Annotated in this window: 11 protein-coding genes; 2 read left to right on the top strand and 9 right to left on the bottom strand. The window is 71.4% G+C overall.

The annotated features are described in order from the left end of the window. Positions 1-83: 83 nt before the first annotated feature. From OV427_RS35065 to OV427_RS35080, 4 genes are all read right to left on the bottom strand, one after another. On the bottom strand, positions 84-704 hold the full coding sequence (locus tag OV427_RS35065) for a hypothetical protein (RefSeq protein ID WP_267860573.1): 621 nt from the start codon (positions 702-704) through the stop codon (positions 84-86). 33 nt (positions 705-737) lie between these two features. Continuing rightward, positions 738-1,442 carry a hypothetical protein gene (locus OV427_RS35070; protein WP_267860574.1) on the bottom strand — a complete coding sequence of 235 codons (705 nt, stop codon included), beginning with the start codon at positions 1,440-1,442 and terminating at the stop codon, positions 738-740. A 39-nt stretch (positions 1,443-1,481) separates the two neighbouring features. Further along, complete coding sequence (locus tag OV427_RS35075) at positions 1,482-3,524, bottom strand: YgiQ family radical SAM protein (protein ID WP_267860575.1); 2,043 nt, start codon at positions 3,522-3,524, stop codon at positions 1,482-1,484. A 118-nt stretch (positions 3,525-3,642) separates the two neighbouring features. Further along, the gene (locus OV427_RS35080; protein WP_267860576.1) at positions 3,643-4,422 is read right to left on the bottom strand and encodes an EcsC family protein; all 780 of its coding nucleotides are present in this window, start codon (positions 4,420-4,422) and stop codon (positions 3,643-3,645) included. A 204-nt stretch (positions 4,423-4,626) separates the two neighbouring features. Between OV427_RS35080 and OV427_RS35085 the strand changes: the two genes are divergently transcribed. Further along, positions 4,627-8,097 carry an AAA family ATPase gene (locus OV427_RS35085; RefSeq protein ID WP_267860577.1) on the top strand — a complete coding sequence of 1,157 codons (3,471 nt, stop codon included), beginning with the start codon at positions 4,627-4,629 and terminating at the stop codon, positions 8,095-8,097. A gap of 63 nt (positions 8,098-8,160) precedes the next feature. On the opposite strand, the gene OV427_RS35090 is transcribed toward OV427_RS35085, so the two are convergent. The 4 genes from OV427_RS35090 to OV427_RS35105 form a co-directional block, all read right to left on the bottom strand. Then, positions 8,161-8,694, bottom strand: coding sequence for a hypothetical protein (locus OV427_RS35090; RefSeq protein WP_267860578.1), 534 nt, complete (start codon positions 8,692-8,694; stop codon positions 8,161-8,163). A 29-nt stretch (positions 8,695-8,723) separates the two neighbouring features. Further along, positions 8,724-11,675 (bottom strand): CHAT domain-containing protein, encoded by a 2,952-nt coding sequence (locus OV427_RS35095; RefSeq protein WP_267860579.1) that lies wholly within the window; start codon positions 11,673-11,675, stop codon positions 8,724-8,726. Further along, positions 11,672-12,247, bottom strand: coding sequence for an RNA polymerase sigma factor (locus OV427_RS35100; RefSeq protein ID WP_267863522.1), 576 nt, complete (start codon positions 12,245-12,247; stop codon positions 11,672-11,674). The genes OV427_RS35095 and OV427_RS35100 overlap by 4 nt, the downstream gene beginning before the upstream one ends. A gap of 139 nt (positions 12,248-12,386) precedes the next feature. Then, positions 12,387-13,589, bottom strand: a complete 1,203-nt coding sequence (locus OV427_RS35105; RefSeq protein WP_267860580.1) for an alanyl-tRNA editing protein — start codon at positions 13,587-13,589, stop codon at positions 12,387-12,389. A gap of 148 nt (positions 13,590-13,737) precedes the next feature. Here OV427_RS35105 and OV427_RS35110 point away from each other — a divergent pair, with 148 nt between their 5' ends. Further along, positions 13,738-14,382 carry a DsbA family protein gene (locus tag OV427_RS35110; RefSeq protein ID WP_267860581.1) on the top strand — a complete coding sequence of 215 codons (645 nt, stop codon included), beginning with the start codon at positions 13,738-13,740 and terminating at the stop codon, positions 14,380-14,382. Between the two features lie 32 nt (positions 14,383-14,414). On the opposite strand, the gene OV427_RS35115 is transcribed toward OV427_RS35110, so the two are convergent. Beyond that, the gene (locus OV427_RS35115; RefSeq protein ID WP_267860582.1) at positions 14,415-15,647 is read right to left on the bottom strand and encodes a cytochrome P450; all 1,233 of its coding nucleotides are present in this window, start codon (positions 15,645-15,647) and stop codon (positions 14,415-14,417) included. Between the last annotated feature and the right edge of the window lies 1 nt (position 15,648).

Raw genomic sequence — 15,648 nt, forward strand, 5'->3', positions numbered from 1 at the left:
TGGTGCCACACTGCGGTGACTTCTGTTCCCCCATGGAGGTGCCTGCCCGGCCGCTCCGGCCACGGCGGGGCGGGGCGCTGCTTTCAGTTCGGGGGCGGCGCCGCGCTGTGGTCGCAGTGCAGCAGCGGCGCCGGGTCGAAGCAGGTGAAGACGTCGTTGTCATCGATGCGGCACACGCCGTCGGGCGTGCTGGCGCACCTCACCTCGGTGCGCGTGGACTTGCAGTCATAGCCGCAGCTCACCGCCTCGGAGGCATTGAGGCAGCGGGGCCGGGCCGTGTCCGCGCCGTACTGGTGGATGACGCTCTCCGGCGGGTCCCAGCAGACGAGCCTGGCGAAGTGCGTGGTGCACACGCCATAGGGCGTGCTGTTGCAGGCCACCTCGCCCTGGAAGAGTCGGCAGTTGTAGCCACATGCCACCTGGCCCCGGCTCTCCTTGCACTCGGGCTTCGCGCCCGAGTCCGGCGGGTGGTGGATGACGACGAGCGGCGGGTCCCAGCAGCGCACCCGGCCGGCCAGGACCTGGCACACCCCATAGGGTGTCCGGGCACAGGCCGTGCCCGAGGTGCTGGTCTTGCACTGGTATCCGCACACCGTCCGACCCTGGGAAGACACACACTCGGGCGGTGGCGCGCGGGGAGGGGACGCCTTGGGAGTCTCCACGGGGGTGGAGGCCAACCACAACATCGCGAGCAGGGAGAGCATGGTGAGCCCCCGACGAAATGGCCGGGAATTTATTCACCTGTTGGGCGGAATGACGAAGCGCCCGTCCTTCCCGAGAAGGAGCCGGGTGACGCGGCGCTGCTGGATGTCGAGGTACAGGTCCTTCCCCTTCGGAAAGAGCGCTACCGACGGGACGATGAGCTGGTGCTCCGGGGGGCTGCCCAATGCAATCCACATGCGATTGCCATCCGTGCCCAGTGTCACCCAACGCGTCTGCGGCCCGTCGGGCGTCACCGCCATCTCCATCCGCACCAGGAGGATGGCCAGCTTCCCATCCGGGGACGTCCACGTATTGGCGAGCGACAGGCCCACCGGCGACGACTGCCAGGTGGACCAGGTGTTCACCACGCAGAAGCCTCCCGCGTGTGGGCGCGCCACCACCAGCGAGCCACCTCCCTCCGGGCCCTTGGTGCTGTGCTCCATCAGACCGAAGACCTGCACCGGCCCCGTCGCGAGCGCCAGCTCCTGCTGGAAGGCGGGCTTCACCGCGTCACCCGGATGGAAGCCGAGGTGCTCGAAGGTGTGCGCGGGCACCCAGGTCCGGGCGGCCAGCTCCGGCCGGAAGCCCAGCTCCAGGTTCAGCTCGTCGGGGATGCTGTCCGGACACGTGGGCTTCGGTGCCTCGGCCTGCTTCGACGCCGCGGTGTTCGACAGCGCGGCGCACCCGCTCATCAACCCCAGCACGGAACCCAGGACCCACACCCTGCTCGCGTGACGCATCCGCCCTCCTGAAAGAGGGCGGCGAGCATGCCACTGCCGTCAGCGGGTACCAGGGCCCGGGCCCCCGGGTCGGCGCGCACCGGGACGTCCGGGGCCGCTGCCTCCAGGACGGGGGCCGGAGTGCTGCCGGGGCGCTGGAGCCTTCGGCTCGCGCGGGCCGTCCTCGTCGTCCCGCTGCTCGGCGCGCTGGCGGCGGGCGGCCTCGGCGGGCGTCTCCGGCGGCACCAGCGCCTGCGGGCCCCGGCCGATGAGGTCGTCGCGGCCGGCCTGCTTCAGCGCCTCGCGCGCCAGCGGCCACTGCTCCGGGTTCCAGTAGAGCAGCAGCGCCTTCTGCAGCTTCTTCTCGCGCAGGCCCTGGGCCGTGTACACGGGCTCCATCTTCAGCGGGTCCATGCCCGAGTAGTACATGGCGGTGGCCATGGCCATGGGCGTGGGGATGAAGTCCTGCACCTGGCGGGGCCGCTTCCCGTTCTTCTTCAGCCACAGCGCCAGCTCCACCATGTCCTCCAGCGTGGAGCCCGGGTGGCCGCTGATGAAGTAGGGGATGTCGTACTGCTCCTTGCCGGCCTCCTCGCTCGCGCAGGCGAACATGTTCTGGAAGCGCTCGAAGCTTTCGATGCCCGGCTTCTTCATCTTCTCCAGCACGCGCTTGGACACGTGCTCGGGCGCCACCGACAACTGCCCGCCCACGTGGTGCGCGGCCAGCTCCTTCACGTACTCCGGCGAGCGCTCCGCCAGGTCGTACCGCACGCCGCTGGCGATGAAGACGTGCTTGACGCCGTCCTCCTTGCGCACGTCCTGCATCAGGCTGATGAGCGGCCCGTGGTCCGTCTGGAGGTTTTCACACACGCCCGGGTGGACGCAGGACAGCTTGCGGCACTTCTTCTCGATGTCCTCGCTCTTGCACTTGAGCTTGTACATGTTGGCCGTGGGGCCACCGAGGTCCGTAATCGTCCCGCGGAAGTCGCCCATGCGCCGCAGCGCGCGGACCTCGCGCAGCACGCTCTCCGCCGAGCGGCTCTGGATGACGCGGCCCTCGTGCTCCGTAATCGAGCAGAAGGTGCAGCCGCCGAAGCACCCGCGCATCAGCACGATGGAGTGCTTCACCGTCTCGTACGCGGGGATGCCCTCGTCCTTGTAGATGGGGTGCGGGACGCGGTTGAAGGGCAGGTCGTACAGCTCGTCCATCGCCACCGAGCGCCCCTCGGTGCCGGCCTCGCCCACGCCGTCCTCCAGCGGGAGCGCGGGCGGGTTCATGTAGATGGCGCGGTTGCCGTGGCGCTGCGCGAGCGGCCGCGCGTTGCCCGGGTTGGTCTCCATCTGGAAGTCGCGGCTCATCACCGCGAAGGCCTGCTTGTCCGCGATGACCGTCTCGTAGGGGGGCAGCACCACCGTCTTGCGGTCCGCGGCGCGCTTCGCCGGGTCCGCCTCGTGGGCGCGCATCTCCTCGTCGCTGATGGTGTACGCGGTGCCGCGCACGTCGCGGATGTCCTGGATGCGCTCGCCGCGGCGCATCCGGTCCGCCACCTCCATGATGGGGCGCTCGCCCATGCCGAAGACGAGCAGGTCCGCCTTGGAGTCGAAGAGGATGGAGCGGCGCACCTTGTCGCTCCAGTAGTCGTAGTGGGCGATGCGACGGAGGCTGGCCTCGATGCCGCCCAGGATGATGGGCACGTCGGGGTACGCCTCGCGGCAGCGCTGCGCGTAGACGATGGTGGCGCGGTCCGGCCGGCAGTTGGTGCGGCCGCCGGGGCTGTACTGGTCCTCGGAGCGGTTCTTCTTCTGGGCCGTCAGCCGGTTGAGCATCGAGTCCAGGTTGCCGGCGGCCACCCCGAAGAAGAGGCGCGGCGGGCCCAGGGCCTTGAAGGGCTCGGCCGAGTGCCAGTCCGGCTGGGAGATGAGCCCCACCTTGAAGCCCCGGCCTTCGAGGAAGCGGGCGATGAGCACCGGCCCGAAGGCCGGGTGGTCCACGTACGCGTCACCCGAGACGATGATGATGTCGCACTGCTCCCAGCCCCGGGCCTGCATGTCGGCTCGGGTGATGGGCAGGAAGGGGTGGGCGTAGCGAGTCGGAGGGGGCATGGCGGTCAATCGGCTGCGAGTGGCTCCCCCCTAAACACTCCCGGGCCGCGGAAGCAAACCCGGCGTGGATGTGGGTGTGCACGGCAGCGGACGCCATGCCCCTTTGCCGGGCAGCCGGTCAGGCCGCGCCGGACTTGCGGGTCCTGGGCTTCGCCGGGGCCTTGGCGGCCTTCGCCGGGGCCTTCTTCGGAGTCTTGGCGGTCTTCGGGGGCTTCGCGCTCCGGGGAGGGGCCAGCTCGCGGCGCTTCTTCAGCTCGCCCATGCAGCGCTCCCCCACGCGGTTGGTGAGCACCTTGTTCATGGACGAGCCCACGGCGATGCCCACCAGCGGCAGCGCGCGCAGCAGGCCCTTGGACACGGACAGGAGGGCAATCTTCGTCATCACGCCCACGAGCACCTTGGAGGCCTCGCGCGGGGCGTACTTCCAGAAGGCGATGCCCTGCGTCTCCGCGAGGTCGGCCACCGTGCTGCGGTCCCGCTCCCGCTTCGCGTCGTAGGTGCTCACCGAGGCGAGGAGGAACGCGAGCTGCCGCTCGTGCTCGTGGGTGATGTCGTAGCCGTAGAGGTGGCTGAGCACGAGCGCCATCTCCACCTCGAACTTGAGCATGAAGCACATGTCCGCGAGCGTCCCGCCCAGCGCGGCCACCATCGTGCCGGCGCCCGGTACGATGCCGGGGAGGGCGGCCAGTCCTCCCGAGATGGCGGAGCGGTTGGAGAAGTGACGCACCACCTCGAGCGCCGCGGCGTCGCGCGTGGCGTCCTCGTCGGGCAGGCCCTTCAGCCGCGCCTTCTCCTGCTGCAGCGTCGACAGCGCGATGAGACTGTCGGTGTCCGCGAGAATGCGCTCGACGGCCGTGAGGAGCTTGCGTCCCTGCTCCTGGTCCTCGGCTTCCTTCATGGGAGTCCCCCTGTGTGCATGACGGTCCGGGCTGCACACCCGGGCTCGCACACGACGCTGGCGGAGGCCCGTCTCGGCTGTCAAGTCACGCGCCGTGTGCACGGAGTGTGCCCGGGGGCGGACGCATTGACGTGGATCCATGCCTCCCCTACCTTCGCGCCCCCTGTGCCCGGCGAAGGGCCGAGGGAGTCCGAAGCCTTCCCGATGACGCACCGGATGCACGAGGCCGCCGAGGAGCGCGAAGCGCCGTCGACGGGCGACCCCAGCCGCGAGCTGCACGTCGAGTACGACGATGCACCCGTGGACGGCGGGACCGCGCACTCCCGTGGCGCATTCCGCAACCGGCTCTCGGGCGCGAAGGCGCCAGCGACGGTGGACCCCGAAGGCGTGCCCTCGGTGGACCTCGCCGCGCCGACGGAGGCGACGAAGGCCGAGCGCGAGGCCATGCAGGCCGCGGTGTCCGCGGGCAAGCGCCGCGAGGCGTGGACGCCGCCCGCGTACCTGCCGGAAGACCTGCGCGAGGCGCTGATGTCCGAGCGCAGCCAGTACCGCGCGCAGCGGCTGCAGGACGTGCGCGAGGTGAGCCTCCAGTCGCCCGGTGTCCTGTCGCTCATCCCCCGGCCGGCGGCGGACCCGGACTGGTCGGGCGGCTCCATTCTCGGCTTCCACGGTGAGGACTGCGTCTTCGGCGGAGACGTCGTCCACCTGGACTTCGAGTCGGGTCGCGTCTTCGCCGCCCCCGAGCACGGCGACGACGTGGACCGCCGCGCCCTCTCCGCGGAGCGTTGGTGCTACCGGCCCTATGACTTCGCGGAGGCGCTGTGCAAGGCCGCCTCGGCGTACGAGGAGCGGCAGCCCGCGCTCACCCAGGCCCTGCGCCGCGCCAGCGGTGAGGAGGCTCCGCCCCAGCTCCAGCCGAAGGACGCGGAGCGGCTGCCGGTGGACCGACTGTGGAGCCAGCCCTGGGGCTGCGTCTGGGGCCCGCCGGGCACGGGCAAGACGACGGCCATCGCGGACCTCATCGCCCGCAGCCTCCGCGCCTTCCCCAACGAGCGCATCCTCGCGGTGGCGCCCACCAACCGCGCCGCGGACGAATTGGTGATGCGCGTCAGCGCGCTGCTGGAGCGCGAGCCGATTCCGCTGCGCCCCCTGCGCAGCATCTTCCGCGGCGGCACCGGCGCGAGCGACGCGCTGGCGAAGCTGCCCACCGTCATCGTCGAAGACAGCCAGAAGGGCGGGAAGCTCCGCGCCAGCATCGACGAGCGCGAGCGGGAGCTGATGCTCCAGCGCGTGCGGGGCGGCCCCGCGCACGAGTTGGCGAAGCTCCAGGCGGAGCTGCGCGGCCTGCGCGGCAAGGTGAAGGACCCCACGCTCAAGGAGGCGGAGAAGGGCGACTGCCCGCTGATGGTGCTCACCGTGCACCGCGCGCTGCGGTTGGTGTCGGAGCTGGAGGGAAAGCAGACCTTCTCCCGGCTGGTGGTGGACGAGGCCGGCATGGTGACCCGGGCCGCCACCGCGCTGATGGCGCCGCTGGCGGAGCGGGTGACGCTCGCCGGAGACCCGAAGCAGATTGGCCCGGTGAGCCGCGCCGCGGAGGGCGCCGGGAAGGACACGCAGAAGTGGCTGCGCGCCAGCGGCCTGTCGCACCTGGAGGACGCGGTGAAGGACGCGGCGCGGCCGGACGTGCTGCTCCTGCGCACCCAGCACCGCATGCACCCCGACATTGCCCGGGTGGTGAGCCATTTCTGCTACGGCGGCGCGCTGGAGGATGGTGACATCGTCAAGGCCCGCGCGGAGCGGCCGGCCCCGGTGGCCGCCTTCGCCAGCACGCGCGCCGGCTGGGTGGTGCTGGACAGCCTCACGAGAGACGCGCGCCGGCTGACGCACGGGCGAGGGGAGACGGGCTCCGGCTACCAGCGCGAGCTGTCGGCGAATCTCGCCGTGTCCCTCGCGCGCGAGGCAGTGCGCTCGGGCTTGAGCGTGCTGTGTGTCACGCCGTACCGCGCCCAGGCCGCGCTGCTGCGCCGGCTGGGGAACTCCGCCGGCCTGCGCGGGGACGTGTTCAGCGCGTCCACCATCCACCGCCAGCAGGGCACCCAGTACGACGTGGTGCTGGTGGACACCGTGGCGGGAGGCCGGCCGTTTCCTCCGCACACGCTGGTGCCCATGCTCAACGTGGCCGCCAGCCGCGCGCGGGACTACCTGCTCGTGTTGTCCTCGCGCGACGAGGCGCGGGCCGCCACCATTCCGCAGCGCTTCCTCTCGCTGCTGCCCCGCCTGCGAGTGCTCTCCAGCGAGCCCCTGCGCCTGGAGCCGCTGCCGCTGCCGCAGAAACCGCCGTCGCCTCCGCCTCCGGCGCCCGCCCCTCCGGCCAACCTGGGCGGTGAAATCGAGGGTGCACGCCCGGCCCGGCCGCTCTTCTCACACGAGCAGGTGTCCCTCTTCGAGCGGCGCTTCGACGACGGGCACCATCTGGTGCGCGGCGTGGCGGGCAGCGGCAAGACGTACGTGCTGGCGCACTGGGTGGCGCGCTACCTGCTGGAGCACGAGGAGGCGCAGGTGCTGGTCTCCTTCTTCAACCGGGCGCTGGTGCCGCTGGTGGACAAGCTGCTCACGGAGGCGCTGGTGCAGCGCGCGGGCCGTGAGCGGGTGCGTGCGCTGCGCTCGCGGGTGACGGTGCGGCACGTGGGCGCGCTGCGCCGCCCGGAGCCCGGCAGCTTCGACGCCGTCTTCGTGGACGAGGCGCAGGACATGGACGCGAAGGCGCTGGCCACGCTCTACGGCCTCGTGCGCCCGTACCCGCTGCCGGACGGCCGGCAGGTGCGCTGCTTCCAGTTGTTCATGGACGACTCGCAGAACGTCTACGGGCAGATTCCCATCGACGCGCTGAAGGAGCAGCTCCCGGAGGGGCTTTCCTTCCGTGGCCGCACCCGCGTGCTCAAGGAGACGTTCCGCGCCACGCGCGACATCCTCGACGTGGCCTTCAACGTGGTGCTGGACCCGCTGCGCCAGCACCAGGCCGGCGAGCCCGGCATGCGCGAGTACATGAAGGTGGGCGAGCTGGCCCGCGAGGGGCTCCTCTGGCTCCCGGAGGAGACGCTGGAGGGGCTGTTCCGTGTCCAGTCCACCGAGCGCGGCGGCGTGCTGCCCTCGGTGCGCGGCTTCGCCTCGGGCGCCAGTGAGGCGCGGCAGGTGGCGAAGGAGATTGCGCGGCTCATCCGCGAGGAGGGCGTGCACCCGGGAGACATCCTGGTGGTGGCGCCCGTCATGCCCTCGCAATACACGGAGGCGCTCCAGCGCGCGGGAGTGCCCGCGGAGGCGTACGGCGGCAAGGGTGGCCGGGACGTGACGGACTTCCGCGTGAGTGGCGTGGACCACGTGCGCGCCACCACCGTCTTCTCGTGCAAGGGGCACGAGTGCCCCATCGTCTTCTTCGCGGGGCTGGACGCGCTGGACACGGTGGAGAACTGGATGGCCGGGGCGAAGGAGCGCGCGCCCCGGGAGCTCGAGCGCATCCGCCGCGCCATGTTCTACGTGGGCTCCACGCGCGCCATGAAGCGGCAGTACCTCACGGGCGTGCGCGGCGCGCGCTTCCTCCGCGTGGCCGCGCACTACGTGACGACGCTCGCGGGGCTCGTCCCCTCCGCGCCCGGTGGAGAGGGCGCGAAGGAGTAGGGGAGCGGCTTCGGCAGGGCGGGGACATGAGGTTCCACCGCCCTGCCAGGGCTCAGCGACTTCCTACTGGCCGCGGGTCGGCGTCGGCATGGTCACCTGCTTCTGGGTGACGGGAATCCCCACCTGCCGGATGGACCAGAAGGACAGTGCAGCCACTCGCAGCGCCATCCGGTCCGGGTCGTGGCCCGTGGGGTCACCGCCACCACCGGAACCTCCATGGGGGTCGCCATTCACCGCGCCCGGGCTCGTGGTGCAACCCGGCTCGGTCTCCGGGTTCTTGCAGTCGGTGTACACATTGACGTTCGAAATCAGGAAGCTCTTCGTTCCCGCCGACGCACTCTTCATGGAAGAGGAGCCCAGGGACTCCATCTCCTCGCGCGTCGAGCCATCGACCTTGTTGACAATCTGGTTACGGCTCACGTCCACCAGATAGCTGGTGAAGCGGTTGGGCTGCGTCGCGTCGTGCAGTGTGACCCGGACGAGCCCTCCGGTAGGCGCCTCCCGCTGGATTTCCTCCTGGCTGGGAGCCCGGGCGGGGATGTGCCGGCAGGCCGCGAGAGTCAGCAGAATGGGGAGCAACAGGATGCGATTCTTCATGGTGTAGAGGCTCGGGGTGGGAGAGACGACTATTGGAAGAGGAGGACCTGCCGCACCCAGGTTCCGCCGTGGCCGCGCAGCCAGTCCTGGCGAGCGTCGCGGAGGACGAGGGCGGCAGGAACTCCCTCTCGGATGCGGGCGAGCACGGGCTCGAAGAACGCAGAGACCTCCGAGTCGGGGATCTCCTGCGTGGCGGCGAGGACGGCCCGCGCGCCTGCTTCAATGAAGGCAACGGGCAGGCCGAAAGTCTCGTGGAAGTACTCCTGGCTATAGGCCGCATGGCAGGCAGCGAGCAGCACCACGGGCCGGCCCTGGAGTTGTTGTCCCTGGAGGTCCGAGGCTGTCAGCGCGAATCGCCCGCTCTCCGCTTCGGGTGAGAGCACCAGCATGGAGCCGTCGGCCTCGTCCGGAGCGATGATGCCGTGAGCGTGTATCTGCACCTCGGTCGTGTCTCGCAGGGCCTCCAGCACGTGGGACGGCGTCGCCGAGATGCCCTTCAGGAGGGTGATGTCTCCGGTCTCCGACTCCAGCGGACTCCACGTGCGAAGCGCGGGGAGGTGCATTTCCGGAGGAGGGACGACATCGGCGACCACCAGCCGGCGCGCCGGGCTCGTGGCTTCATGCGCGCGGAAGCCACCGACCCGGTACGTCCAGGCAATTTCGGGCGGAAGCAGTCCCGCCTGTCCCTGGACGGGAGGGCGCGCCAGCACATCCACGCTGGGACATGCGCGCAGCGCTTCCACCAGGTTCGAGGGGACCAGTCCCTCCACCGTCGTCAGGGGCTCCCGTCGGCCCGTGCTGTAGCCCCCCATGAGTCGTCCGCCTGTATCCCGAACCACGACCGCCGTGCGCTCATCGTCCACGGTGACGCCCAGCGTGCATCGCTCCGGCACGGGAAGGCCGCGTTCCTCGGCGAAGAGATTCAGGGCGAGCTCCAGCTCGCCATGCCTGGCGGCGTCGAGAATGAGCGACGTGTAGCTGTAGGCGCGCGCCTTCCGGGCATCCCCGTCCGAGCCGAGCAGGGGGGCGGCATCCGTGATGGCCTGGCGTAGCAGCGCCTGCCCCCTTCGGCGATCCTGTTCAATGACGAAGCGGCCTTCGATGTGCTTCAGCAGCGGCTGCTCGCCAGCCTCTTTCGAGAGCGAGGTTCGCAGCACTTCCAGGCCGCGCGAGAGCAGCTCCGCGTCGCCTTCGCGTCGGTACTCCGTGTGGGCCAGATCAGCGATGACGAAGGCTCGCGGCAGCTCGGGCGGTTGGCCACAACGCGCCACGCGGTCTATCTGCTCGCGGGCACTGGCGAAGTCGTGGATTCGATAGAACGCGAGCGCGAGATTGGTATGGGCCAGCTCTGTCAGCTTCGGGTCCGAGCAGGGCACCGGCATCCGGAGCAGTGCATCCTCCAAGTACGCGCGCGCCAGGTAGAGTCTTCCATGGTAGCGGGCAATCTGACCCAGCTCCTGCACCACGCGCAGTTCCTTGGCCCACTCGTTTCCACGTCGCGCGCGCTCCAGGCCCGCCAGGGCCTGTATGCGTGCCTCGACCGGGTGGTGGAGGACAACCTCCACCTCGGCCAGCTGCCGGTGCAGCTCCAGGCAGCGGTAGTTCCACTGCCCATCCCCGCCGCATGCTCGCAGCGCGGTGCCCAGCCGCTCCTTCGCCCGCGTCGCCTGTCCGCGCAGCACGTCCGCCCGGGCCTGCTGCTCCTCCGCCAGGAGCGCGAACCACGGGTCTCTCGTCGCCAGCGCCAGCTCGCGGTACTCCTGCTCGTACTTCCGCGCGTCCTTCACGAACAGCAGCGCGCCCAGGAGGATGTCCTCCTGCCTGGCATCACGCAGCCGCGTGAGGAAGGACTCCAGCTCCTCCGGCTTCAGCTGTCCCCGGGTGAGGCGGGCGTACTCCGCCGCCAGGGGCGCCCGCACCCGAAAGTCACGCCGCGCGGCACGGCGCACGGCGTCCTCCAGGTGGGTGCCGCCATCCTTCCGGTCGAGCAGGACGGCGAGGGGACGCAGTGCCTCCACGCGCTCGGCGGAGGCCGCCGCCCGCATGGCGTCATAGAGGCACAGCCGCGACAGCCCCGGGCGCGCCTGCACCTGCTGCTCGGTGAGGAGCGTCTGCCCGGACACCATCTCATCGCAGTCCTGCTTCGTGCCCTTCCAGTCCTTGCGCTCCTGCTCCGCCTTCTCCCGAAGCTGCCGGGCCCGCTGCTCCGCCTCCTGGCTCCAGCCCGGCTCCTTCAGCGCCGCCACCTGCTCGAAGGACTCCGCCGCCTTCAACCACAGCCCGAGCCCCTGTAGCGCGAGCCCCCGGTTCCACAGCGCCTGCGGGTGCTGGGGCTTCGCCTTCAGCGCGTGCTCCAGCAGCGTCAGCGCCCCTTCCCAGTCCTTGCGCTGCAGGGCCAGCACCGCCTGGTCCGAGTCCAGGTCCGGAGAAGGCGGCAGCGTGCCCAGGTGCGCGGAGGCCTGACCCACGTCCCCCCGCAGCAGGAAGGCCATGGCGACGCCGCGGCTGTCCCCGGCCTTCTCCAACTGCGCCATCTCCCGCATCGGCAGCGGCCGCGGCGCCGAGCCCTCGCTGCGCATCACCTCATGGGGCCGGTACCGGTCGGCGCCCGGGTGCGTCAGCCGGGCCTCCATCGAGCGCGTCGGCGCCTGGGCGAGCCACAGCGCATTCGCATCCGGCTGCGAGTCCACGCGCGACACCAGCACCAGCGTGGCCAGGCCCGCGGCCAGCGCCAGGGGCACCATCATCAGCCACGTCTTGCGGCGCCAGGCGGGCGGTCCAGGAATGACGACGGGGCCCGTCGCGGGCGCCTCACCGGCGACATTCAGCGCGTCGTCGGCGAGCAGCTCCATGGCGAGGAGCTCCTTCATCTTCGACTCGCACGTGGCACAGCGGGTGAGGTGGTGGCGGAAGTTCTCCGCGTCCACGGGCGGCAGCTCCCCGTCGACGAAGTGCTCCAGCCTCGCGCAGAGCTCGCTCATGACTCGGCCCTGTCCTCACGCGGCGCATCGCCGGGCGTCAGCAGCTCCCGCAGCGCCTGCCGGGCCTCGGAGAGCCACCGGCCCACCGTCCCCTCGGGGGTGCTCAGTTTCTGGGCAATGGCCCGGTAGCGCAGCCCCGAGGCATGCAGCCGGTAGGCCTCGCGAAGCTGCGGAGGCCGGAGCTGCTCAATCGCCCGCAGGAAGTCGGCGGTCGTCACGCGCTCCCACAGCTCGGCCGGCTCCGGCTCTCCCGTCGCGTCGTCCTGCACCACGCGCAGGGCCGGCGCGCCCAGGACTTCGGTGCGCTTCCGCCGGCAATGGTCCAGGAAGCGGTTGCTCAGCGTGGTGCTCAGCCACACGCTCACCGCACCTGCATTCTCGCCCACCAGCTTGTCGAAGTGGCGGTACGCGCGCTCCAGCGTTTCCTGCACGAGGTCCTCCGGATCAATGCCTCCCCCCGCACAGAGACGCCGGGCCACCCTCACCAGGCCCGGACGCCGCGCGCGCGCGAACTCTTCGAACTGGCGGTGCTGCCCTGCGTCCATCTTCGCGCCGCCCCCTACTCCCCTCATCATCTGTCGTTCCACGCGTGGAGCGCCCCCTGCGCACGGGGGAGAACGTGCGCAGGCAATTCCCTTCGGAGGAATCGTATAGCACGGCGTGTCAGGGGGCGGGGCTGTCCTGACTCACCGGGAAGGCGGGGAGGTGGGCTCAGGTCGGCAGGGAGGCCACGAGGGCCGGCCAGTCGGTGCCGGGCGGGAGGCGTCCCTCGGCGTGCTCGGGGCGGCCGCCGCCCCGGCCTCCGGCGGCCTCGGCGGCGCGCTTGAGGAAGGCGCCGCACCCGAAGGTGGAGCTGGCGCCGCGGGCGATGAGGACGGGCATTCCCTCCGGGAGGCGGCCGGCCAGCAGCACCACCGCCTCCGGCCGGGACGTGAGGCGCGCGGCCACGGCGCGCAGCTGCTCGGGCCCGGCGCCGTCGAGCACCGCCACCACACGCTTGTCCGCGGACGCGTCCAGGGCGGCGGCGAGCTCTCCGGCGGTGTGCTCGGCCAGCTTCGCGCGCGCTGCGCCCAGGGCCTCGCGGGCCTCGGTCAGCTCCCGGCGCAGCTTGTCCACCGCGGTGGGCACCTCCGGCACGCCACAGGTGAAGGCCCGGGCCATGGTGCGCAGGGTGCCGGCCTCCTCCCACAGCTCGCGCCGGGCGCGAGGGCCCGCGGAGAAGAGGACGCGGCCCTTGCCCTTGTAGCGCTCCACGCCCAGCACCCGCACCATGCCCACCTGCCCGGTGCGCGTGCAGTGCGTGCCGCCGCAGGGGGACACGTCGAAGTCGCCAATCTGGATGACGCGGATGTTGTCCGTCACCTTGGGGGCCCGGCGCAGGGGCAGCGCGGCCAGCTCCTCCGGCGTGGGGAAGAAGGCGCGGATGGGCAGGTCGTCGTCGATGATGGCGTTGACGCGCGCCTCCGCCTCGGCCACCTGCCGCTCGTCCAGGACGTCCTGGTCGGTGTCGATGGTGCACAGCGACTCGCCCAGGCGGGAGGACACGGTGGCGGCGCCGGCCACGTCCACCAGCGCGCGCGACAGCATGTGCTGGCCGGTGTGCAGCGCCATGTTCACACGGCGGCGCTCCTTGTCCACCTCGCCCGCCAGCTCGGTGCCGGGCACGGGGAGCGCGGTGCCCGCGGGGACGTCCATCAGGTGGTGGACGGTGCCGGCGTCATCCACCTGCACGTCCTTCACGGGCAGGCCGCCGAGCACTCCCCGGTCGCCCATCTGCCCGCCGGCCTCCGGGTAGAAGGCGGTGCGCTCGAGCACGAGGGAGGGGGCGCCGCCCCAGTTCCCGTGCGCGACGACGCGGGCGGTGAAGCGGTGGAGGAAGGGGTCTGCGTAGTAGAGGCGCTCGGTGGTGGACATGACGCCGGAAGGGATAACACGGGCGTGCTGAAACTCCCGCCGCGCTCCCGTCACTCCTTGGGCGCGCGGGCCACGAAGCCCCGCGCCGCCGGCCTCCCCAGCGGGAGGCCCGGCGCCCATTTCCCAACCATCCGAAAGAGGTCCTCCCATGAAGCTCGTGGTCACCACCGCCATGGCCGCTGGCGCCCTGCTGGCGCTCTCCCTCCCCGCGTTCGCCGACGACAAGCCCTGTGACAAGGAGTGCCCGAAGGCGCATGCCCACGCCGAGAGCAAGCCCATCGCCGCCACGCCCCGCGCGGATGCTCCGTCCATTGGCGCCCGCGACGCGCGGGTGACGGTGGAGGTGTGGTCGGACTTCCAGTGCCCCTACTGCGCGAGGGGCGCCACCATCATCGACGGGCTGCGCGAGAAGTACGGCAATCAGGTGCGCATCGTCTTCCGCCACCAGCCGCTGCCCATGCACGCCAACGCGAAGCTCGCGGCCGTGGCCTCCATGGCCGCGCACGAGCAGGGGAAGTTCTGGGAGATGCACGACGTGCTCTTCGACAACCAGCGCTCGCTGGATCGTGCGTCGCTGGAGGGCTACGCCAAGGGGTTGGGCCTGGACCTCGGCCGCTTCCGCCAGGCGCTCGACAGCGCCACGCTGGCCAACTACGTCGACGCGGACACGGTGGAGGCGCAGAAGCGCGGCATCGCCGGCACGCCCACCTTCTTCATCAACGGCAAGTCGGTGATGGGCGCTCGCCCGCTGGCGGACTTCACCCAGCTCGTCGACGCCGAATTGAAGCGCTGAGCACGGCGCGTCGAGGGAGCAGGGCCCGGACTTCAGGCCGGGTCCCACTCCACGAGCAGCCGCCGCGGGCCGCGGTGCAGGAAGTTGGGCACGTACAGGAGCGGGTTGCCCGGGGCCAGGCGCAGTCCGGGAAGCCGCTCCAGCAGCAGCTCCAGGGCGATGCGCACCTCCATTCGCGCCAGCGGCGCGCCGATGCAGTGGTGGATGCCCAGCCCGAAGCCCAGGTGCCGTCCCACGTCGGAGCGGCGCGGCTGTGCCCGGTCCGGCTCGTGGAAGGCGGCGGCGTCCCGGTTGGCGGAGGCGTAGAGGACGAGCAGCCGCGCGCCCTCGGGCACCTCCACGCCGCCCAGCGTCACCGCGCGCCGCGTGGTGCGCATCATGCCCTGCACGGGCGCGTCGAAGCGCAGCGCCTCCTCGATGGCGGCGGGGATGCGGCTCGCGTCCCGCCGCAGGGCCACCAGCAGCTCCGGCGACTGGAGGAGCATCACCACCGCGTTGCCGAGCAGGTTGGCCGTCGTCTCGTGTCCGGCGAAGTGCAGCATGGACAGCAGGCTGATGAGCTCCACGTCGCTCAGCGGGGGCGTGTCCTCGTGGCGGGCCTCGATGAGCGCGCTGATGAGGTCGTCCTTCGGTGCGCGGCGCCGCTCCGCGATGTGGCCCGCGAGGTACTTCTGGATGGCCACCAGTCCCCGGGCGCACTCCACCTGCCGGGGCACGGGCGCGTTGCCCGCCGACAGGGTGGACAGGTCCTCCGTCCAGGACTTGAGCCGCTCCAGGTCCGAGTCCGGCAGCCCCATGATGGCGCCAATGACTCGCGCGGGCAGGGGGAAGGCGAGCCGCCCGACGAGGTCCGCCCGGCCTTCCCGCGCGAAGGCGTCCACCAGCTCCGCGGCGATGGCGCGCACGCGCGGCTCCATGGCGGAGACGCGGTGGGGCGCCAGGGCCTTGGTGACGATGACGCGCATGCGCGTGTGGTTGGGCGGGTCATCGTCCACGAGCGCCGGCACCTGCGGGTAGCCCTCGGCCAGCGCCGCCAGTACCTCGGGCGCGGGCGGCACGGGGTTGCGGAAGGCGTTGGCGGACAGGAAGTCGCCCGGGTTGAGCAGCACCGTCTTCACGTCCTCGTAGCGGGACACCACCCACAGGTGCATGTCCTCGCTGAACTGGACGGGCGCCTCCTGGCGCAGGCGTGCATAGAGCGGGTACGGGTCGTCCACGTACCGGGGCTCGAAGCGGCTGGAGAAGGCAGGGGGCGGCGTCGACATG

This window comes from Pyxidicoccus sp. MSG2 (genome assembly GCF_026626705.1).
Lineage (GTDB): Bacteria > Myxococcota > Myxococcia > Myxococcales > Myxococcaceae > Myxococcus.